Origin of the sequence: Tepidiforma thermophila (genome assembly GCF_002563855.1) — a bacterium.
Classification (GTDB): Bacteria; Chloroflexota; Dehalococcoidia; order Tepidiformales; family Tepidiformaceae; genus Tepidiforma; species Tepidiforma thermophila.
Genome location: NZ_PDJQ01000001.1, coordinates 432,789 through 453,046, shown reverse-complemented (window position 1 = coordinate 453,046; position 20,258 = coordinate 432,789). Strand labels below are relative to the sequence as shown.

The 20,258-nt window shown below is 71.2% G+C and carries 20 protein-coding genes and 1 riboswitch; of the genes, 13 read left to right on the top strand and 7 right to left on the bottom strand.

The features are described 5' to 3' along the window. Nucleotides 1–275: 275 nt before the first annotated feature. The 9 genes from cysS (at nt 276) to A9A59_RS02140 (ending at nt 6,918) form a co-directional block, all read left to right on the top strand. A complete protein-coding gene (gene cysS, locus A9A59_RS02185) occupies nt 276–1,649 on the top strand; it encodes a cysteine--tRNA ligase (protein ID WP_098502717.1) in 1,374 nt (457 codons plus the stop codon). Nucleotides 1,650–1,729: 80 nt separating this feature from the next. Further along, nucleotides 1,730–1,865, top strand: a riboswitch (cyclic di-AMP (ydaO/yuaA leader). 83 nt (nt 1,866–1,948) lie between these two features. After that, complete coding sequence (locus tag A9A59_RS02180) at nt 1,949–2,440, top strand: hypothetical protein (RefSeq protein ID WP_098502716.1); 492 nt, start codon at nt 1,949–1,951, stop codon at nt 2,438–2,440. A 294-nt stretch (nt 2,441–2,734) separates the two neighbouring features. Further along, on the top strand, nt 2,735–3,139 hold the full coding sequence (panD, locus tag A9A59_RS02175) for an aspartate 1-decarboxylase (protein ID WP_098502715.1): 405 nt from the start codon (nt 2,735–2,737) through the stop codon (nt 3,137–3,139). Nucleotides 3,140–3,176: 37 nt separating this feature from the next. After that, entirely contained in the window at nt 3,177–4,019 is an 843-nt protein-coding gene (panB, locus tag A9A59_RS02170) for a 3-methyl-2-oxobutanoate hydroxymethyltransferase (RefSeq protein ID WP_098502714.1), read from the top strand. A gap of 11 nt (nt 4,020–4,030) precedes the next feature. Next, the gene (panC, locus tag A9A59_RS02165; protein WP_098502713.1) at nt 4,031–4,927 is read left to right on the top strand and encodes a pantoate--beta-alanine ligase; all 897 of its coding nucleotides are present in this window, start codon (nt 4,031–4,033) and stop codon (nt 4,925–4,927) included. A 414-nt stretch (nt 4,928–5,341) separates the two neighbouring features. Continuing rightward, a complete protein-coding gene (locus A9A59_RS02155) occupies nt 5,342–5,767 on the top strand; it encodes an RNA recognition motif domain-containing protein (RefSeq protein ID WP_278286756.1) in 426 nt (141 codons plus the stop codon). Between the two features lie 131 nt (nt 5,768–5,898). Next, complete coding sequence (infA, locus tag A9A59_RS02150) at nt 5,899–6,117, top strand: translation initiation factor IF-1 (RefSeq protein ID WP_098502711.1); 219 nt, start codon at nt 5,899–5,901, stop codon at nt 6,115–6,117. Between the two features lie 91 nt (nt 6,118–6,208). Further along, on the top strand, nt 6,209–6,628 hold the full coding sequence (locus A9A59_RS02145; RefSeq protein WP_098502710.1) for a spore germination protein GerW family protein: 420 nt from the start codon (nt 6,209–6,211) through the stop codon (nt 6,626–6,628). Nucleotides 6,629–6,720: 92 nt separating this feature from the next. After that, on the top strand, nt 6,721–6,918 hold the full coding sequence (locus tag A9A59_RS02140; RefSeq protein ID WP_098502709.1) for a hypothetical protein: 198 nt from the start codon (nt 6,721–6,723) through the stop codon (nt 6,916–6,918). Between the two features lie 89 nt (nt 6,919–7,007). Here A9A59_RS02140 and A9A59_RS02135 read toward each other — a convergent pair whose 3' ends face one another. Both A9A59_RS02135 and A9A59_RS02130 read right to left on the bottom strand, forming a co-directional pair. Next, entirely contained in the window at nt 7,008–8,993 is a 1,986-nt protein-coding gene (locus tag A9A59_RS02135) for a HAMP domain-containing methyl-accepting chemotaxis protein (protein ID WP_098502708.1), read from the bottom strand. A gap of 162 nt (nt 8,994–9,155) precedes the next feature. Beyond that, nucleotides 9,156–10,487 (bottom strand): cobyrinic acid a,c-diamide synthase CobB, encoded by a 1,332-nt coding sequence (locus tag A9A59_RS02130; protein ID WP_098502707.1) that lies wholly within the window; start codon nt 10,485–10,487, stop codon nt 9,156–9,158. Between the two features lie 113 nt (nt 10,488–10,600). On the opposite strand from A9A59_RS02130, the gene A9A59_RS02125 reads away from it, so the two are divergent. Together A9A59_RS02125 and A9A59_RS02120 are read left to right on the top strand one after the other, a co-directional pair. Next, nucleotides 10,601–12,409 (top strand): PAS domain-containing protein, encoded by a 1,809-nt coding sequence (locus A9A59_RS02125; RefSeq protein ID WP_165772443.1) that lies wholly within the window; start codon nt 10,601–10,603, stop codon nt 12,407–12,409. Nucleotides 12,410–12,494: 85 nt separating this feature from the next. Next, nucleotides 12,495–13,181: a winged helix-turn-helix domain-containing protein gene (locus A9A59_RS02120; RefSeq protein WP_098502705.1), complete on the top strand. Its 687-nt coding sequence runs from the start codon at nt 12,495–12,497 to the stop codon at nt 13,179–13,181. A gap of 6 nt (nt 13,182–13,187) precedes the next feature. Here the strand turns inward: A9A59_RS02120 and lysA are convergent, their stop codons facing one another. The 5 genes from lysA to A9A59_RS02100 form a co-directional block, all read right to left on the bottom strand. Beyond that, on the bottom strand, nt 13,188–14,468 hold the full coding sequence (gene lysA, locus A9A59_RS02115; protein WP_098502704.1) for a diaminopimelate decarboxylase: 1,281 nt from the start codon (nt 14,466–14,468) through the stop codon (nt 13,188–13,190). Nucleotides 14,469–14,494: 26 nt separating this feature from the next. Continuing rightward, nucleotides 14,495–14,665 carry a hypothetical protein gene (locus A9A59_RS13925; RefSeq protein WP_165772442.1) on the bottom strand — a complete coding sequence of 57 codons (171 nt, stop codon included), beginning with the start codon at nt 14,663–14,665 and terminating at the stop codon, nt 14,495–14,497. Further along, nucleotides 14,665–15,357 carry a serine O-acetyltransferase gene (cysE, locus tag A9A59_RS02110; RefSeq protein ID WP_181950237.1) on the bottom strand — a complete coding sequence of 231 codons (693 nt, stop codon included), beginning with the start codon at nt 15,355–15,357 and terminating at the stop codon, nt 14,665–14,667. Before cysE ends, A9A59_RS13925 begins: the two co-directional genes overlap by 1 nt. A 71-nt stretch (nt 15,358–15,428) precedes the next feature. Then, a complete protein-coding gene (purF, locus tag A9A59_RS02105; protein WP_098502702.1) occupies nt 15,429–16,895 on the bottom strand; it encodes an amidophosphoribosyltransferase in 1,467 nt (488 codons plus the stop codon). A 78-nt stretch (nt 16,896–16,973) separates the two neighbouring features. After that, the gene (locus A9A59_RS02100) at nt 16,974–18,260 is read right to left on the bottom strand and encodes an alkyl sulfatase dimerization domain-containing protein (protein WP_098502701.1); all 1,287 of its coding nucleotides are present in this window, start codon (nt 18,258–18,260) and stop codon (nt 16,974–16,976) included. A gap of 129 nt (nt 18,261–18,389) precedes the next feature. Here A9A59_RS02100 and A9A59_RS02095 point away from each other — a divergent pair, with 129 nt between their 5' ends. Beyond that, nucleotides 18,390–18,884 (top strand): hypothetical protein, encoded by a 495-nt coding sequence (locus A9A59_RS02095; protein ID WP_098502700.1) that lies wholly within the window; start codon nt 18,390–18,392, stop codon nt 18,882–18,884. Nucleotides 18,885–18,965: 81 nt separating this feature from the next. Next, nucleotides 18,966–20,255 (top strand): MFS transporter, encoded by a 1,290-nt coding sequence (locus A9A59_RS02090; RefSeq protein ID WP_098502699.1) that lies wholly within the window; start codon nt 18,966–18,968, stop codon nt 20,253–20,255. The last annotated feature ends 3 nt before the right edge of the window (nt 20,256–20,258 follow it).

The window sequence follows — 20,258 nt, the reverse complement described above, 5'->3', positions numbered from 1 at the left end:
GCGGCGGTCTCCACGCGTTCTTCGTTTCCCATAGGCAGTACCGGCGCGCTCCCTCGGGCCCACGCACCCCAATCGGGGGACCCGGACCGGGGACGAACGCACCCCTTCACCCCGCCAAGGGTGACCCTGAGGTTCGCACAGCTCCCCGCAAACAGGCAATACTCCGGCCACCGCCAGTCATGCCCGCGATTTCCACGATTTCGGCCCGGAGCGCCCCGGAATGCGGCCAGCGAAGCCTCCGCTACACTGGTCCAAGCTTTGCTGGGGGCCGCACCATGCAGCTGACCGATACGCTCACCGGGACACGGAAAGACCTCCTCCCGCCCGTCGGCGAAGACGGCGTCGTCCGCATGTACGTCTGCGGCATTACCCCCTACGCCGACGCCCACGTCGGCCACGCCCTCCACGCCATCGTCTTCGATACCCTCCGCCGCTACCTCGACTGGCGCGGCATCCCCGTCCGCCACGTCCAGAACTTCACCGACATCGACGACAAGCTCATCGAGCGCTCCAACCGCCTCGGCATCCCAATGGCCGAGCTCGCCGAGCGGAACATCGCCCGGTACCTCGACCAGCTCCGCGCGATGAACGTCCTCCCCGCCCACCACTACCCCCGCGTGACGCAGGTGATGCCCCAGATCATCCGCTTCATCGAGGGGCTCATCGAAAAAGGCTACGCCTACGCCTCCGGCGGCGACGTCTACTACCGCGTCCGCGCCTTCGGCGCCGAGCGCTACGGCGCCCTCTCCCGCCGCGATATTGATGACCTCCGCGCCGGCGCCCGCGTCGACCCCACCGAGCACAAGGAAGACCCGCTCGACTTCGCCCTCTGGAAAGCCGCGAAGCCCGGCGAACCGAGCTGGGAGAGCCCGTGGGGCCCCGGCCGCCCCGGCTGGCATATCGAATGCTCCGCCATGGCCCTCGAAACCCTCGGCGAGCAGATCGACATCCACGGCGGCGGCATGGACCTCATCTTCCCCCACCACACCAACGAAATCGCCCAGACCGAGGCCTACACCGGCAAGCCCCCCTTCGCCCGCATCTGGATGCACAACGCCCTCCTCCAGCTCGGCAGCGAAAAAATGTCGAAGTCCATCGGCAACCTCGTCTCCATCGACGAGGCCCTCGACCGCTACGGCGGCGACGCCCTCCGCCTGTTCGTCATCACCAGCCACTACCGCAGCCCCGTCACCTACTCCGAAGAAGCGCTCGAAGCCGCCCGCGCCGGCGCCGAGCGGCTCCGCCATGCCGCCTCCGCCGAGGGCGGCAGCGCCCCCGCCGGCATCGACCACGAGGCCGTCCGCGCCCGCTTCATCGAAGCGATGGACGACGACCTGAACACCCCGCGCGCCCTCGCTGCCCTCTTCGACCTCGCCCGCGAGATCAACCGCGCGGCAGCCGCCGGCGGCGATGTCGGCCCGGCCCGGGCCACCCTCCGCGAACTGTGCAGCGTCCTCGGGCTCACCCTCGAGGCGCCGGCAGCCCGGTCCCTCGCTGCAGCCCCCTTCATCGACCTCCTCGTCGAAATCCGCGCCGAGCTCCGCGCCGCGAAGCAGTGGGCCCTCGCCGACCGGATCCGCGACCGCCTCGCCGGCCTCGGCATCGAACTCCACGACAGCCCCGACGGCACCACCTGGAGCGAACGATAGCCGCCGCCATCGCCCCGCGGGCATGCCCGCGGGGCGCCAAAACAGGCCAGGCCTTGCACAGCGCTTGACCCGCTGTGGTAGATTGGCTGGAGCCGAACCCCGCCAGAGGCGGGGGCGGGGGAACCAACTCCTTGGGGTGTATTGCGCGAGCGGGCGCATAGGCGACTTCCGACGCCGAACCCGTCAGCTAACCCCGCAGGCGTTCGGAGGGCAGCGCCCAGGCCCTCCCAGGAATCCGAACAGGCCGCGCCCGGCCCACCCCGGCGCACGGCCCCACGACGGCCTACAGGAGGTATGCAATGGCCACTACATCCACGTCGTATTCCGGTACCTTTGCCCCGGTCCAGCCGGACGGCACCATCTTCACCATCCGCGACCCCCTCGAGGAGGCGCGCGAGCTCCTCCGCCAGGCGGCCCGGCTCCCCTTCCACGCCAACCGGCCCCAGGCCTGGCAGGCCGCCTTCCGCCAGGCAGTCACCGATGCCCGCTCCGCCATCCGCCACCACATCTGGGTTGCCGAGCTCCCCGACTCGCCGCTCAACCGCGCAGAAACCCTCGAACCGCGCCTCCTCCCGAAAGTTGACCAGCAGCGCGAAGAGCACGACCTCTTCAGCCGCAAAATCGACGAACTCGTCGAAGAGGCCGGCGCACCCGGCGACGTCGACATCTGGAAGATGATCGAACTCAGCGAGCAGGCCATCCTCCTCGAGATGGCCCTCGCCCGCCACCACAACCGCCTCACCCAGCTCGTCTTCGAAACCACTCACCGCGACATCGGCGAAGCCGGCTGACCTGCCCGCGACGGCCCGGCTCCAGCTCCCGGGCCGCCGCCCCCTTGACAACACTTCGCCCGATCGAAACGATCAGGGCGCCGGCGATCCATCACGGACGTCGAGCCCAGCTATCGAATCCGCCTGCACGTTCAACAAGCGTCCGCCTGGACCCGCGTGGCCGGTACGGACCGGGAAGTTGAGCCGGAACAGCGCCCCAGCGCACCTGCACGACCCCCGTTCGTCCCCGCCTCGCATGCGCCGAAGCGGGGACGTGTGTTGAACGGCCGGCGGCACGCCGGAGGGGGACAGCTCATGCGCGTCATGATGAGCGGCAAAATCCACCGCGCCACCGTCACAGGCGCCAACCTCGACTACGAAGGCTCCATCACCATCGACCCGGACCTCATGGAGGCCGCCAACATCCTCCCCTACGAACAGGTCCACGTAGTGGATGTCACCAACGGCGCCCGCCTCGAAACCTACGCCATCCGCGGTGTGCGCGGCTCCGGCGAAATCTGCGTCAACGGCGCCGCCGCCCACCTCATCCACCGCGGCGACATCGTCATCATCATCGCGTACCAGCACCTGGAGGAGGCAGAGGCCCGCGCCATCGCCCCCCGCCGGGTGTTCGTCGATGCAGCCAACCGCATCGTCAGCGTCGAAGCGGGCGACGGGTACAGCCACAACCCGCGCGAACTCGCCGGCGCCGCCGGCTGACCACGCGCCCAGCGCGCGAAGGAGGGGCATCCGGGCCATGGGACGGCTCTCAATCCACAAGCTCAAGGAATGGAAGGCCCAGGGGCGGCGGTTCGCCATGATCACCGCCTACGACTACCCGACCGCCCGCCTCGTCGAACAGGCCGGCATCCCCATCATCCTCGTCGGCGACTCCCTCGGCTCCGTCGTCCTCGGCTACGACTCCACCGTGCCCGTCACCATGGACGACATCGTCTACCACACCCGGGCCGTCGTCCGCGCCACGGAAAAAGCCATCGTCGTCGCCGATATGCCCTTCATGAGCTACCAGGCCGACCCGAATGAGGCGATGCGCAACGCCGGCCGCCTCCTCAAGGAGGGCGGCGCCACCGCGGTCAAGCTCGAAGGCGGCAGCCACATCGTCCCCCTCGTCCGCCGCATGGTCGAAGCCGGCATCCCGGTCATGGGCCACCTCGGGCTCACCCCCCAGTCCGTCAACCAGTTCGGCGGGCACAAGGTCCAGGGCAAAACGCCCGCCGCCGCCGCGAAGCTCATCGCCGATGCCCGCGCCCTCGAGGATGCCGGCGCCTTCGCCGTCGTCCTCGAAACCATCCCCGCGCCGCTCGCCCGCATGGTCACCGAGCGGCTCGCCATCCCCACCATCGGCATCGGCGCCGGCCCCCACTGCGACGCCCAGGTGCAGGTCCTCCACGACATGCTCGGCATTTACGACGACCGCCGCCCGCTCAAGCACGCGAAGCGGTATGCCGTCCTCGGGGCCGCCATCCGCGATGCCGTCCGCGCCTACATCGAAGAGGTCGAGGGCGGCGCCTTCCCCACCGCCGAGCATAGCTTCGAAATGGACGAAGCCACCCTCGCCGAGCTCGCCCAGGCCGGCTAGCCCGCCCCGCCATGGCCGCGCCGAACGACGCCGACTTTCGCCACGCAGGCGAGCCCGCCGGGCCGCCCGGACCCGCCGTGCTCACCACGCCGGCAGCCATGCAGCGCTGGCGCCGCGACCACCCCGGCGACCTCGGCTTCGTCCCCACCATGGGCTACCTCCACGAAGGGCACCTCGCCCTCGTCCGCCGCGCCAAAGCCGAAAACGCCCTCACCGTCGTCTCCATCTTCGTCAATCCCACCCAGTTCGGCCCCGGCGAGGACTTCGAACGGTACCCCCGCGACGAAGTCCGCGACCTCCAGCTCCTCCGCGAGGCCGGCGTCGATGCCGTCTACCTCCCGTCGGCCGCCGAGATGTACCCGCCCGGTTACCAGACCTACGTCACCGTCGAAGAGGTCACCCGTCGGCTCGAAGGCGCCGCCCGGCCCGGCCACTTCCGCGGCGTGGCCACCGTCGTCCTCAAGCTGTTCAACGCCGTCGGCCCCACCCGCGCCTACTTCGGGCGGAAAGACGCCCAGCAGCTCCGCGTCATCCGCCGCATGGTCCGCGACCTCGACCTGCCGGTCGAGATCGTCCCCTGCGACATCGTCCGCGAGCCCGACGGCCTCGCCATGAGTTCGCGCAACGTCTACCTCAGTCCCGAGCAGCGCGCGGCCGCGCCGGTCATCAAGCGGTCGCTCGATGCCGCTGCCGCCGCCTGGGCCGCCGGCGAGCGCGACGCCGAAACGCTCCGCCGCATCGTCCGCGAGGTGATCGCCGGCGAACCGCTCGCCGCGCTCGAATACGTCTCCCTCGCCGACGACGAGACGCTCGAGGAGCTCGAGGGGACGGTCGGCGGCCCCGCGCTCCTCTCGCTCGTCGTCCGCTTCGGCGCCACCCGCCTGCTCGACAACATCGAACTCGCCTGAGCCCTACCCCGCCCTGTCGCCCCTCCCCGGGGAGGAGGGAACCCCGCTCCCCGCTCCCCGCTCCCCGCTCCCCGCTCCCCGCTCCCCGCTCCCCGCTCCCGGCTCCCGGCTCCCCGCTCCCCGCTCCCGGCTCCCGCTCCCCGCTCCCCGTTCCCCGCTCCCCGCTCCCAGCTCCCGGCTCCCAGCTCCCAGCTCCCGGCTCCCAGCTCCCTGCTCCCCGCTCCTCCCCCGGGCGGGGCAGCCGGGGCCGGGGGGCGCTCCCTCCTCCCTCCCCTCGACTTTCCATCCGGCGCGCCATGTGGTACGTTACTCACGTGGCACGGGGGAAGCCCCCGCCGCAGGCCCAAAGCACGCTCCCTTTCGCTTCCTCTCGCAGGTTCCGTCTTCCCGCTGGTCTGTCGTGAGTCGTCGCAGGTGATCGTTCGTGCCCCCGGCCGGCTCGCCACAACGACGCACACGCAGCGAAAGGACCTGCACTTGATGAAGCTCTATATCGGCAATCTCTCCTACGAAACCACGGACGCTGACCTCCAGGCCGCCTTCGCGGCCCACGGCGAAGTGCGCTCCGCACAGGTCGTCACCGACCGCGATACCGGCCGCTCCCGCGGCTTCGGCTTCGTCGAAATGGACGACCGCGCCCAGGCGGAAGCCGCCATCAACGCCCTCAACGGCAGCCAGCTCCGCGGCCGCACCCTCATCGTCAATGAGGCCCGCCCCCGCGAAGACCGCCCGCGCGGCGGCTCCGGCTACGGCGGAGGCTCCGGCGGCTATGGCGGTGGCCGCTCCGGCGGGTTCAGCGGCGGCCGCTCCGGCGGCTACTCCGGCAACCGCCGCTTCTAAACCGCCCGCTGCAGCGCCAGGCGGGAATGGCGCAGCACCCGGCACACCAACCAGCCAGCGGGCGGGGGACCTCCTCCGCCCGCTGGTCCATTCCCCCCAGCCCGCCCGCGCCGCGCGCAGAAGGAGCCCCCATGGCAGAAAACGACGGCATTGAAGTTGAAGGGGTCGTGACCCAGCCCCTCCCCAACGCCACCTTCCGGGTCGAGCTGGCCAACGGCCACCTCGTCCTCGCCCACATCAGCGGCAAAATCCGCAAGAACTACATCAAAATCCTCACCGGCGACCGTGTCCTCGTCGAACTCTCCCCCTACGACCTCACCCGCGGCCGCATCACCTACCGCTTCAAGTAAGCTCCGTACCCCGCCTGCCGGCACCGCGCCGCTTGCCAGCCCTCCGCCGGCGACGCACCATGGGCGGCATCCCCGTCGGGAGGTACCACCCATGACCGACGACCTCTCCCGCGTCCTCCGCGAAGCCCAGGAAGCCGCCTCCAGCGCTTCCGACTCCTTCATCGAACGGATCGCCGGCCGCCTCGGCCTCCACGCCTCCGCCAGCGCCGTCTTCGGCGACCCCGTCGACCGCGACGGCGTCACCGTCATCCCCGTCGCGAAGGTCCGCTGGGGCTTCGGCGGCGGCAGCGGCCGCGGCATCGAAGAGGGCAGCGAGGCCGGCGAAATCGGCGAAGGCTCCGGCGCAGGCGGCGGCGTGATGGCCAGCCCCGTCGGCTACATCGAAATCCAGGACGGGCAGGCCACCTTCCACCGCATCAAGGATCCCGCCTCGCTCGTCCCGCTCGTCATCGCCGGCGCCTTCGCCGGCTGGCTCACCCTCCGCGGCCTCGCGAAGCTCTTCCGCGGCTGACCCTGCCAGCCAGCCATTTATCGGCCAAATGGCGCAAATATCCCGGCCGGTCGATCGCGGTCTGTTCGCACGTGGCGAAGCATTCTGACGTTATGAAAGGTGTGACCGCCGCCTGCGTCCTCGTCCGGCTCGTGGAGACCGGCTGGAGTGTCCAGCTGCTGGCGGGCTCCGAAGGCCCGTGTCAGCCGTGGCTCCCGCTCGGCCTCGGCCCCGGCGCCCCCGCCTGCGAGGCGCTCGAGCGCGCCCGCGCCCTCTTCCCCGGCCGGCTCGTCGCCCTCTACCACCCCTGACGCCCGCGGGCTGCGGCCCGCTGCTCCGGAACGCGAAACGGGGGAGCCGGCCGGCTCCCCCGTGCTGGTCAACGCCGGTCCCGGGCCGTCTAGGCCAGCCGGAACCGCGCCGTCGCCGCATTGAGCGATTCCGCAAGCTCCCGCATCTGCGTCGCCGTCGCGGCCAGCTCCTGCGCCTGCGCCGAAAGCTCCTCCGTCGAAGCCGAAACCTCTTCTGCCGAGGCGCTGGTCTCTTCGCTCGTCGCCGAGACCTGGATAATCGCGTCGGTCACCCGGCTCGTTGCCGATGCCATGCTGGTCGCGCCCGCGGCCGATTCGTCGGCCATCGTCGCGATCTGGTCCGCCGAGGCCACGATTCGCTCCGCCCCTTCGGCCAGGCCCTGCACGTCCCGCGCAATCTGCTGCATCCGCACGGCCGACTCCTGCACCGAGGCGATGATCGAATCGAGCGCCCGGCCCGCCTCGCTGGTGATGCCCCGGCCGGCCTCGACGTCCCGCACGCCGGCGGCCATCGCCTGGACGGCCTCCTGCGTGCCCTGCTGGACCTTCGCGATGAGCCCGGCAATCTCCTTCGTTGAGGCGCTTGCCCGCTCCGCCAGCGACCGCACGTTCTCGGCCACCACCGCGAAGCCGCGGCCCTGCTCGCCGGCCCGCGCGGCCTCGATCGCCGCATTCAGCGCCAGAAGGTTCGTCTGCGAGGCGATCTCGTCGATCGCCTTCACGATGTCCCCGATCTGCTGGCCGTACTCGCCGAGCTGGTCCACCGTCTTCGACGCGCGCTCCACCGCCGCCGCGATCGACTCCATCGAGGCGAACGCCTGGGCCACGGCCTCCTGCCCGCGCTGGGCCGCCACCCGCGATTCCTCCGCGGCGCGGGCCACATCCTCCGATGCCGCCGCAACGGCCTGGATCCGCTCGCCGATCTCCGCGGCCACCACGCGCGACTGCTTCGCCGACTCCGCCGACGTCGCCGCCGTCGAAGCCAGCTGCTGCGAACCGCTCGCCAGCTGCTCCACCTCCCGCGCGCTCTCCTGCGAGAGTCCGCTGAGCGAGACCGCGCTCCGCGTCACCTCATCGATGGCGTTGGCGATCTGCCCGGTCGCCGTCGCCATCTGGTCCGAGGAGCCGCGCAGCGCCTCGGCCGCTTCGGTAATCGCCGCAGCGCCCTTCCGGACGTTGCCGATCATCTCCCGCAGGTTCGTCACCATGCGGTTGAGCGCGGTGCCGAGCGTGTCCCCTTCGCCGCGCGGCCGCACCTGCGAGGTCAGGTCGCCGTTCGCGACGGCCGCGGCCGCAGCAGCCATCTCTTTCAGGTAGTCGGTCATCTCCCGGAACGCCCGGCCCAGGTCGCCGATTTCGTCCTTCGAGCGGATATCCACCTCCACGTCCGTCTCGCCGCGGGCGATCCGGTGGGCCGCCTCAGTGGCCGTCCGCACCCCGGCCACGACCCGCCGCGCGACAAAGAACCCGACGCCGCCGGCCACCCCGGCCGAGACCACGCCGAGGACCGCCATCAGCAGCTTCGCCTGGTTGGCGGCATCCTGTCCGTCGCTGGCGATCGCTGCGGCGTGCTGCCCAACGTACTCGTTCAGGGCGCTGAGCTTTGCGTTCATCTCCCCGATAATCGCCGGGGACTCCTCGGAAAGCTCCAGCAGCGCGGCCGAGTCCTTCTTGTCCAGGGCCTCGCCGTACTTCGTCGCGAACTCCTCGAATGCGGTGACTGCCGTTTTCGCTTCGGCGTACTTCGCCCGGCCCTCGGGCGTCGAAATGTGCTCCTCGAGCCCCCGGAACTGCTCCGAACCGTGGCCGAGGTTCTGCGAAATCTCCTCGCGGAGCTTCGTAAATGCCGCCGGCTCCGTCGTATAGGCCAGCAGCCCGGCCTTCGCGATGCCGACCTCGAAGCCGCGCCGGGCTTCGGTGATGTGCATCGTCGCCTGCACGCCTTCGTCGGCAAGCCGCTTCTCGTCCTTCGCGGCCGCGTCGAGGCGCGTCCAGCCGACGAACGCGATCGCCACTGCGGGCACGACGGCCAGCGCGAATCCGCCGAACAGCTTCGCTGAAAGTGTCAGTCTCACGATTCCTGGTTACCCCCGTGCTGAGCGTCTCGCAGCACAGCCGCCCGGAGGGGGCGGCTGTGCTGCACGCTCATCGTCGGCAAGGTTCGCCCCGCCGCGAATCGGGGAACTCCCTGCCGCTCCCTCCAGCGCCTCCCCAACGGGCGGGTGTCGCCGCCCCGGTCAGCCGGCCGCCCGGGCCCGCTCGCCCGCCACGATGAACCGCTCCGCCGCGCGCGGGTGCGCCTGCAGGTAGAGGTGGATAAAGCTCGCCAGCACCCGCCCGTCCGTAAAGCCCTCGACGGCCGTGCCGTCGGCCTGCCGCCAGGCGGGCCGGTCCCCCGGCTCCAGCCGCGCGTAGTGGAACTCATGCCCCCGCAGCCGCCACCCTGCCGCAGCGACCGGATTGGCCGCCAGCGCTACCACATCCCGGTAGCCCAGCACCGGCCGGTCGGCCATCCGCGCGACCCCGGGCGCAAGGCCGACCATCGGGTACCGCCGGCCTTCCGTTTCGAGCGCCTCGGCCAGGTACATGTACCCGCCGCACTCCGCCAGCACCGGCCCCCGGAATGCCCGGATCGCCTCCAGCATCGGCCGGTTCGCCGCCAGCGCCTCCGCGTGCAGTTCGGGGTAGCCCCCGCCGATGTAGAGCGCATCGGCCGCCGGCAGCCGCGCGTCGGCCAGCGGGCTAAAGGGAAGGATCTCCGCCCCCAGCCGCCTGAGCAGCTCACGCGTCTCCGGGTAGGTGAAGCGGAAGGCTGCATCCTCGGCCCAGGCGAGCCGGATGCGCCCCGGCCCCTGCTCCGGGAAGACTGCCGCTGCCGCAGGCAGCGGCCCGGCGCCCCGCGCCAGCCGCAGCACCGCCGCGGTATCGATCTGCCGCGCTGCCCGGGCCAGCGCATCCAGCGCCGGGGTCGCCTCGCCCGCCAGCACCAGCCCGAGGTGGCGCCCCGGGAGGGCGACCGCCGGGTCGTTCGGCAGCCAGCCGAGCAGCGGCACCCCCGCCGCCTCCAGGGCCTCCCGGAGCAGCTCCGCGTGCCGCTCCGAACCGACCCGGTTCGCAATCACCCCGCCGACCCGCACCCGGGGGTCGAAGTCGGCGAACCCGCGGGCCAGCGCGGCGATGCTCCCGGCCATTCCCGCCGCATCGACCACGAGCACCACCGGCGCCCCCAGCGCGGCGGCGGCATCGGCCGTCGAGCCGGCCCCGCCCGCCCCGCTCCGCCCGTCGAACATCCCCATCACGCCCTCGACCACGCCGACCGTCGCGCCCCGCATCGCATGGGCGAACAGCCCCCGCACCTGCCCCGGCCCCAGGAAGAACGTGTCGAGGTTGAACGCGGGCCGGCCCGCTGCCGCCGCAAGGTGGGAGGGGTCGATGTAGTCCGGCCCGACCTTGAACGGCTGAACCCGCTCCCCGGCAGCGCGCAGCGCCGCAATCAGCGCCAGCGTCACCGTCGTCTTGCCCGCGCCGGAGTTCGGCGCAGCAACCACCACCCGCGGGAGCTCTGCCATGGCGCCATCCTCGCACGCCGCGGCCCTCCCGGGCGATGGAGGCCCCGGCTGGTTCTTGCAAAACTCCATGCAGTTATTGCGCTTGCAAACGCCAGGGATTTCGTAAAGAATCTGTGAAAACACGCGGGACCGGCCTCGTGCGCATCCACCCGTCGCTCTCCCCGCGCGACCTGCCCGCCCTCGTCGATGCCCTGCCGGTCCCGGCCGCCGCGGTCGACCGCAACGGCCGGCTCATCGCCGCCAGCGCCGCCTGGGCCGCCCTCGACCCCGCCTGCGCCCCCGGCGAACCGGCTGCGGAGGCGGTCCGCCGCATCCTCCCCTGCCGCTCCCCCGCTGAGGTCGAGGCGCTGCTCTCCGGCGCCGTCGACGAGCTCGCCTGCGATGCCCCCGGCCCCGGCCGTGCCGGCCCGGCTCGCCTCGTGCGCCGTCCCGTCGAGGGCAGCACGGCAGCCGCGGCCGTCCTCGCCATCGTCGACCTCCTGCCCGGCGCCGACCGCTACCGCCGATTCGTCGAAGAGGCGAACGACATCATGTTCGCGCTCGACCGGCAGGGCCGCTTCACCGAGATGAACCGGCTCGGCTACGAACTCTCCGGCTACACGCCCGGCGAGCTGATCGGCCGCTCCGCGCTCGACTTCATCCCGCCCGAGCAGCGATCCGGTGTCATCGCTATCCTTCAGCGGATATGGGCCGGCGAATGCGTGCCCGCACCTGAGGTGGAATTCGTCTTCAAGAGCGGCGAGCGCCGCTGGTTCGAGGTTAAGGGCCGCACCCTCGTCGAGGATGGGGCCGTGACCGGCACCTTCCACGTCGCCCGCGACATCACCGAGCGCCGCGCCCTCGCCGAAGCGCGCGAACTCCTCTCCCGCGCTGCCGCGGCCGCCCCGATCGTCATCTGGGTTATCGATATGGAAGGCCGCTTCACCCTCCTCGAAGGCGGCGGGCTCGCCCGCTACGGCCTCCGCCCCGGGGAGCTGGTCGGCCAGTCCATCTTCGAGTTCAACCGCGATTCCCCCGGCGTGCTCGCCCAGGTCCGCCGCGGCCTCGCCGGCGAGGCCTTCACCGCCACCGGCACCTGGCAGGACACCACCTGGGAGGCGCACTACGTCCCTCTCCGCGATGCGGACGGCCGCCAGGTCGGCCTCATGTCGGTCATCCTCGACATCACCGAGCGCGTCCGCGCCGCCGAGGCCAGCGCCCGCGCCGACCGGCTCCAGGCGCTCTCCATCCTTGCCGGGGGCATCGCCCACGACTTCAACAACCTCCTCGTCGGCATTCTCGGCAACGCTGCCCTGGCGATGCTCGAGCTCCCGGCGGAGAGCGCCGCGCGCCCGCTCCTCCTGGAGATCGAGGACGCCGCGCGGCGCATGGCCGACCTCGCCCGGCTGATGCTCGCCTTCTCCGGCCGCGGGCAGTTCGTCCGCCAGCGCGTCGACATCAACGAGGTGGTTGCTGCCGCCCTCGCCTCCGTCGGCCGCCGCGTCACCGTCCGCCGCGACCTCGAGCCCGGCCTCCCGCCAGTCCTGGGCGACCCCGGCCAGCTCCGCCTCGCCATCGCGGCCATCCTCGAGAACGCCGCCGAGGCGTCACCGCCCGGGGCCGAGGTCACGGTCCGCACCTTCGCCGAAACCGCAGCGGCCGACCGGTTCGCCCGCGCCCACCCCGGTCCCATCCCGGCCGGCGAGTACGTGGTCGTCGAGGTCCGCGACTCGGGCGAAGGGATCGACCCCGCCATCCAGGAGCGGATCTTCGAGCCCTTCTTCACCACCCGCTTCACCGGGCGGGGCCTCGGCCTCGCCGCTGCGGCCGGCGTCGCCCGCGGACACCAGGGCGCGATCCTGGTCGATTCCACGCCGGGCCAGGGGAGCACCTTCCGCCTCTACCTGCCTGCGGCGCCCGCCGGTTCCCCGCCCGGATCGTGACAGATTTCACACGGATTTCATCGGCGGCGACGGCCCGGCCCGGGAGGCCGGGCGTATACTGGCCCGGGTAGGGGACACCTCCGGCATGCGCACCGTCTTCCTCGTGACCCGACGTCCCGATGCTGCCCGTCTTGGCGCCGAACTCGAACGCGCCGGCTTCAACGCCCCCGTCATCGCCCCCGAGCGCCTCGCCTCCGACGAGTTCCAGAACCGCGTCGACGTCGCTGTCCTCGACTTCCGCGATATCCCCCCGGCGGCGTTCTCCATCATCGCCGGGGCCTACGGCGAAAACGGCGTCATCCTCTTCGCCCTCGTTCCCCCCGAGGGGCTCGACCGGATTACGCCCGACCTCCCCGTCGACGACTTCGTCCTCCTCTCGGCGCCCCCCGAGGAGCTGGCCCGCCGGATCGAGCGCGCGCTCTGGCGCAAGCACGGCGTCGATGCCGAAAACGTCATCCGCTGCGGCGCCCTCGCCATCGACCTCACCAACTACCGCGTCACCGTCGACGACGAACCGGTCGTCCTCACCTTCAAGGAGTACGAACTCCTCCGCTTCCTCGCGATGAACGCCGGCCGCGTCTTCACCCGCGAGCAGCTCCTCAACCGCGTCTGGGGGTACGACTACTTCGGCGGGGCCCGCACCGTCGATGTCCACATCCGGCGCATCCGCGCCAAGATCGAAATCCGCGGGCACGCCTTCATCGAAACGGTCCGCAACGTCGGCTACCGCCTCGTCGCTGATGCCCGCAAAGCGGCCCCGCCGACCGATTAGCCCGGCTCAGAGCGCGATCGGCTCGTCACACTCCCGCCGCACAAGGTCCTCGAACGTCTCCCGCCGGGCGATCAGCCGCGCGCTCCCGTTCTCCCACAGCACCTGCGGCACCCGCCCCAGCGACACGTAGTTCGAGGACATCGCCGCGCCGTAGGCGCCCGCATCGTGCAGCACGAGCAGGTCGCCCGGCTCGGGCCGCGGCAGCGGGCGCGGCTGCAGCAGCTCCCGGTCGTCCCGGGTGAAGACATCCCCGCTCTCGCAGAGCGGGCCGGCCACCACGAACGGCTCCGGCTCCCGCCCGGCCCCCTTCCCGACGATGGAGATGTGGTGGTAGGAGCCGTACATCGCCGGGCGCACCAGGTCGTTGAACCCCGCGTCGCACATGATGAACTGGTGGCCCGGCCCCTTCTCGTTCGTCCGCGTCGCCTTCACGTCGGTCACCCGGGCGACGAGCAGAGCCATGCCGGCCACGGGGTACCGCCCCGGCTCGATTTCGATGCCGATCGGCCGCTCGGCCGCCGCCGTCAGCTGCCGCACCCCGTCGGCGAGCAGCGCGCCATACTCCTCCAGCGGGTATGCCGGCGCCCCGGGCCGGTACGGGTGGGGGATGCCCCCGCCGAGGTTCACCGCAGTCACCTCCGGGTAGTGCGGGAGCAGGTGCGCGAACAGCGCGATGAGCTTCTTCATGTTCTCGTCGAACTCCCGGATCTGCGGCCCGGTGCCGACATGCGCGTGCAGCGTCACCACCGGGAAGCCCGCCTCATCGGCCATCCGCTTTGCCGCGAGGTGGTCTTCGTACCAGATGCCGTGCTTCGAGGACGGCCCGCCCGTGTCGCACGCCTGCACATGCCCGTGCCCAAAGCCCGGGTTGATCCGCATCGCCACCGGGCCGCGGTACCCTGCCTCCGCCAGCTCCCGGATCATCCCCGGCGAGCCGACGTTCGGCAGGATCCCCTCCTCCAGCACCACCCGGAGCGCGTTGTCGCGGAAGACATCTGCCGTGTACATCACGACGGGCGGCTCGTGGCCCATCGGGAAGCCGGCCGCTTTCGCCCGCAGCACTTCGTTGCCGCTCACGGCATCGATCCAGAGCCCGTGCCGGCGGGCGGTTTCGAGCACCGGCCGCGCCGGGTTCGCCTTCACGGCGTACCGGCAGTGGAGCCCCGGCCCGGACGTGATCGCCGCAAGCTCGGCGAACTTCCGGTCCATGATCGCCGCATCGTAGAAGTAGAACGGGGTGCCCACCTGCTCGGCGAGCGCGTGGAGGGGGTACTGCGCAAGGTCCATATGCTCGAGTCTAGCAGCGGCCCCGGTCAGGCGCGTTTCGGGCCCTTCCGCCCGGGCCGGCCGTTCCCCTGCCGCTTCGCCAGCCGTTCCAGCCGCTTCCGCTCGGCCTGCGGCAGCACGGTCAGGAGCCCCCGGCCGCTCACCCGCATCCGCCGGCGCCGGGCCTCCAGCTTGCGCGCCCGCTCCTCCCAGCCCATCAGCGCTCGGCCGCCGTTTCCGGCGCTTCCTGCCCACCGTGGTGGCGGCCGTGCAGCTGCGCGAGGTGCTCCTCGAGGTGGGCAATCTGCGCCCGCAGCTCGTCCAGCCGCCGGTCGAGGTCGTTCAGCCGCTCCCACTCCGGGTCCGGCAGCCGCTGGATCGCCCCGTTCGAATCGTCGTGGAACGCCACGATGTGCCCCGGCACCCCGACGACCGTCGCGTTCGGCGGCACGTTCGTCACGACGACGCTCCCGGCGCCGATCCGCACGTTTTCGCCGATCTCCACCGCGCCGATCACCTTTGCGCCGGCCCCCACGGTCACCCGGTCGCGCAGCGTGGGGTGGCGCTTGACCCGGCGGGTGCTGGTGCCGCCCAGTGTCACGCCCTGGTAGAGCGTCACGTCGTCGCCGATCTCGGTCGTCTCGCCGATGACGACCCCCATGCCGTGGTCGATGAAGAACCGCCGCCCGATCCGCGCCCCGGGGTGGATTTCGATGCCGGTGAAGAACCGCGCAAGGTGCATAATCCCGCGGGGGATGAGCGGCACGCCCCGCCGATGGAGCGCATGCGCCAGCCGGTGCGCCAGCCGCGCGTGGAAGCCGGGGTAGAAGAGCACCACCTCCAGCGCCGAGCGCGCCGCAGGGTCGCGCGCCATGGCAGCGCGGATGTCCTCCCGGATTTCGGCAAGGATGCCCATGCCCACCACCTTACGCGAACCCCTGCCGGGCCTGCTACCCGTCCGCGGCGCCGGCAGCGAGCCGGCTACGGCCTGCCGGCCCGGTGGAGGCTCTCGGCTGCCGCCAGCGCCGGCTCCCGCCCCCGCTCTGCTTCGAGCCGCTCCAGCTGCATCTGCACATTCAGCGGGTAGACCCCGGTGAAACAGGCGTTGCAGAGGTCCTCCGGGTTCTGCCCGGTCGCCCGGTTCAGCCCCTCGAGGCTCAGGAAGCCGAGCGAATCCGCCCCGATATGCTGGCGGATCTCCTCGATTGAATGATTCGCCGCAATCAGCTCCGCCTTCGTCGCCATATCCACGCCGAGGAAGCACGGCGACACGATCGGCGGCGTGGTGATCCGCATGTGCACTTCCTTCGCGCCCGCCCGCCGGAGGAGCTGGATCACGCGCGGCGTCGTCGTCCCGCGCACGATGCTGTCGTCGACGAGCACCACCCGCTTGCCGGCGAGCACATCGCTCAAGGCGTTGAACTTCAGGCTGACGCCCGCCTCGCGGATCCGCTGGTCGGGCTGGATGAACGTCCGCCCGACGTACCGGTTCTTCACCAGCCCTTCGCGGTAGGGAATGCCCGAGGCCCGCGCGTAGCCGATCGCCGCCGGTGTCGCCGAGTCCGGCACGCCGATGACGATGTCGGCCTCCACCGGGTGCTCGCGCGCGAGCGTGGCGCCCATCTCCTCGCGGGCCGGGTAAATAAGCTGCCCGCCAATCCGGGAATCGGGGCGGGCAAAGTAGGTGTACTCGAAGGTGCAGATCGCGCGCTTCCGTGCCGGCGCCACCGGGTAGAAGCTCGCCGGGCCGTGCTCATCGATCACGATGACCTCGCCCGGCTGGACCTCGCGCTCCATCGGCACGCCGAGGTGCTCCAGCGCGCACGATTCCGACGCGACGACCCAGCCGCCGTCCAGCCGCCCGAGGCAGAGCGGGCGCACGCCCATCGGGTCGCGCATCGCAAACAGCCGGTCCTTCGTCATCATCACCACGCTGTAGGCGCCTTCGATCCGGCGCATCACGTAGTGGAACCGCTCCTCGAAGGTGCGCCCCGGCGCAATCGTGAACAGGTGGGCGATCACCTCGGAATCGGCCGTCGATTCGAAGACAACCCCCTGCGCTTCGAGGTCCTCGCGCAGGATATCGACGTTCGTCAGGTTGCCGTTGTGGGCGAGGGCGATCGGGTCCCCGGTCTCCCGGTCGTAGACCACGATGGGCTGGGCGTTGCAGGCCAGCGAACCGCCCGCCGTGCTGTAGCGCGTGTGGCCGATGGCGATGTGGCCCTTCAGGTAGGCCAGGTCCTCCTCATCGAACACCTGCGCCACCAGGCCCATGCCTGTGCGGAGGCTGAAGTCTTCCCCGTTGCTCGTTGCGATGCCGGCGCTTTCCTGGCCCCGGTGCTGGAGGGCGTACAGCCCATAGAACGTCAGCCGTGCGACGTCGTCGCCGGGGCTGTACACCCCGAAGACGCCGCAGGCCTCGCGCGGATTATCGCTTTCCGGGAGCAATCCCCTCCGGCCTCCTTGCGGTGACGGCTACCACCAGTATATCGGCCGCGCGGCCGCTGCGCTGAGGACCCCCGGCGGCTAGAAGTCGCCCGCAAGGTCCCGCTTCCCCTGGCGGCTCGCCAGCGCCGCATGGTTCAGGATGTTCCGCGCCATCGACGACGGCTGGAGCGCCGCCCGCGCCGCGTAGATCTCCGCCCGCAGGTCGTGCGCCGCGCGCGAACCCGGCTCCGCAATCACGGCGAACTCGACCAGGTGGCACGCCAGCCGCAGATTCCCCTCCGCGCGGAGCGCCGCCGCCCGCTCCAGCACCCGCTCGATGCCCCCCGCCAGCGCCACCCACTCCCGCGCCTGCTCGGCCCGCGGCGCCGGCAGCAAATTGTCCGGTTCGCCGTCGTACCAGCCCCCGTACAGCCGCCACACATTCCGGACCAGGAACTGGGGGTCGTCGTACACCGGCCGCAGGTACGGCTTCTCCAGCAGGTGGGCCGGCACCTCCACCTCGTGCAGGATGCGGTCGAGCGTGCAGCCCGTGTTCATCAGCGCCAGCACCTGCGCCTCGATGCTCTCCAGCAGCTCGGCCGTATCCAGCAGCGCCTGCCGGATCCGTTCCGCCCCGAAGATCGGCAGCCCGTGGCCCGGCAGGAGCAGCTCGGCGCCCAGCGCCGCCATCTCCCGCAGGCCGGCCGCCCACTCCGAACAGTACCGCTGCACCTTCTGCGGGTTGCCCGCGTTCGGCACCGCCCAGATGAAGAGGTCGCCCGGCGCCAGCAGCTTCCGCTCGGGCACCCACGTCCAGGTCGCGTCCTCCGTCTCGCCCCGCGTGTGGTGCAGCTCGAAGGTCAGCTCCCCGGCCCGGAAGGTCAGCCGGCGCGTGTAGGTCACATCCGGCAGCCGGTACTGCTCCGGCCAGCGGAACTGCGGCGCATCGATCGCGAACTGCCGCCGGTTGATCGCCGTGTTCCACCCCAGCGTCCGCTGGTACCGCGCGAAGTGCCATTCCAGGAGCTCGTGGCCGTACACCACCGGCCGCGGCCACCGGCGCTCGGCGGCCTCCTGCTCGAACGGCCCGACGCCGAAGATGTGGTCCACATGGTGGTGCGAAAAGACGGCCGCCCGGAGCGGCGCCTCCGGCCGCCAGCGCCGCACCTCCTCATACAGCGGCCGCGTGTCGTTCACGGCGCCCGTATCGAGCATCACCAGGCCGTCGCCCGTATCGATCGTGTTCGCGCTCGCAATTCCTTTATAGAAGAGCACCCCGTCGGCGATCTCCTGGCCCTCGGGCTGGCGCCACGCCACCGGGTGCAGCTCGGCGGTCGAAAGCTCGCCGTTCCAGAGGCGTTCGGCGAGGTCGCGGATATCGGGCACGGGAAGGCTCCTGCGGACGGTGTCGAACGGGCATTCTACGTCCTGGGGGAAAGCCGGGTTTCCCTGCAGAGCCAGCGGGAGGAGCCGGGAGGGTACACTCGGAGCAGCCTGTCGCCCGGGAGATCCGCCGTGTTCAGTGTGCCCGCCATCAAACCGGGGCTCATGCTCGCCGTCCTTGCTGCGGTGCTGGCGGTGCCGGCCGCTGCCTGCGGCGGCAATGATGCCCCCGCGGTCACCGACCACATGGCCGGCGCGGGGATGATGGCGCAGCAGCCCGAGGGCTCCATCCGTGTCGGCCTGCGCAACTGGGAGGTCGTCCCCGAGGTGACGTCCGCCCGCGCCGGCAGGGTCACCTTCTGGGCCGTGCACGACATGGACCACATGCACGGCCACGACGAGGGCGGCGAGATTCACGACCTCCAGGTGATGCGGAAGCTCCCCTCGGGCGACATGGAGCTCGTCGGCCAGGCGCAGGGCCTCCGCATGGGCGAGGCGAAGGCGCTCACGCTCGAGCTCCAGCCCGGCGAGTACGAACTCTCCTGCAACGTCGTCGAAGAGGTCGGCGGGAGGACCATCTCCCACTACAAAGAAGGGATGGTCGCCAGCTTCACGGTCACCGGGTGAGCCCCCGCTGCCGCAAAGCTTCGCCCCCGGCCAATGATGTGGTAGGGTTGAACCCTCAAACCTTCACGTGAGGGTAAAGCGCTGGCCGGGTGGCTTCGCCGGACGTTCTACGCGCTCGAGAACACGCAGTTCCGGCTGCTGTGGATCGGCACGCTCTTCTCCTTCCTCGGCATGCAGATGCAGATCGTGGCGCGGGGCTACCTCGCCTACGACCTGACCGGCAAAAACACCGCCCTCGGCGGCGTCATGATCGCCTTCGGCGTCCCCCAGCTCCTCCTCGGCCTCTGGGGCGGCGTCCTCGCCGACCGGCTCCCCAAGCGGAACCTGCTCGTCATCTGCCAGGGCATCATCGCGCTCAACTCGCTCTGGGTGGCCGTCATGATCAAGACCGGCCACATCGAGTACTGGATGCTCATCGTGGCCGGCGTCGTCCAGGGCGCCGGGTTCGCCTTCATCGGCCCGGCCCGCCAGGCCTTCATCGGCGACCTCGTCGGCCGCGACGCCATCGGCAACGCCGTCGTCCTCCAGCAGCTCAGCATGAACAGCACCCGCGTCATCGGCCCGTCCATCGCCGGCGCCTTCATCGCCATCGCGGTCATCGGCACCGGGGGCGTCTACCTCATGACGACCCTCGGCTTCTTCATCGCCATGGCAACCATGTTCCGCCTCCCGCCCGGCAACCCCAAACCGCGCGAGCATCCCGTCTCGCCCCTGCGCGACCTCGCCGACGGCCTCCGCTACGTCCGCCGGCGCCCCTCGCTCGCCCTCCTCATCCTCACCGGCTTCGCCGTCATCATGGTCGGCTTCCCCTACCAGTCGTTCCTGCCGTCGGTCGCTGTCGATGTCTACCGCGCCGGCTCGGGCGGCCTGGGCCTCCTCCAGTCCTTCGCCGCTATCGGAGCAGTGGCCGCCACGGTGCTCGTCGCGACCTTCGCCGAGAGCCGCCGCGCCTGGTTCTGGCAGCCGGTGCTGGCGATGGCCTTCGGCGGCTCGCTCATCGCCCTCGGCGCAACCTCGAATCTCCTCGCCGGCCTCGCCGTCATGGTCGCCGTCGGCGGGCTCGCCAGCGGCTTCCAGGGCCTGAACAACGCCCTCACCATGTCGAACACCGACCACGAGTACCACGGCCGGGTCCAGTCGATCTCGATGCTCAGCTGGAGCCTCTTCGGCCTCTTCGCGCTCCCCATCGGCATCGTCGCCGACCACATCGGCATCCGCGAGACGCTCATGCTCATGGGCGCCGTCGTGATTGTCAGCGTGGCCCTCCTCCAGCTCGCGTCCCGCTCCGAACGGGTCGCCGAAGACCGCCGGCTGGCCGTCGCCGCCGCCGAGGTCCGCCGCGAAACGCGGGCCGTTGCCGGCGGCCGCTGACCG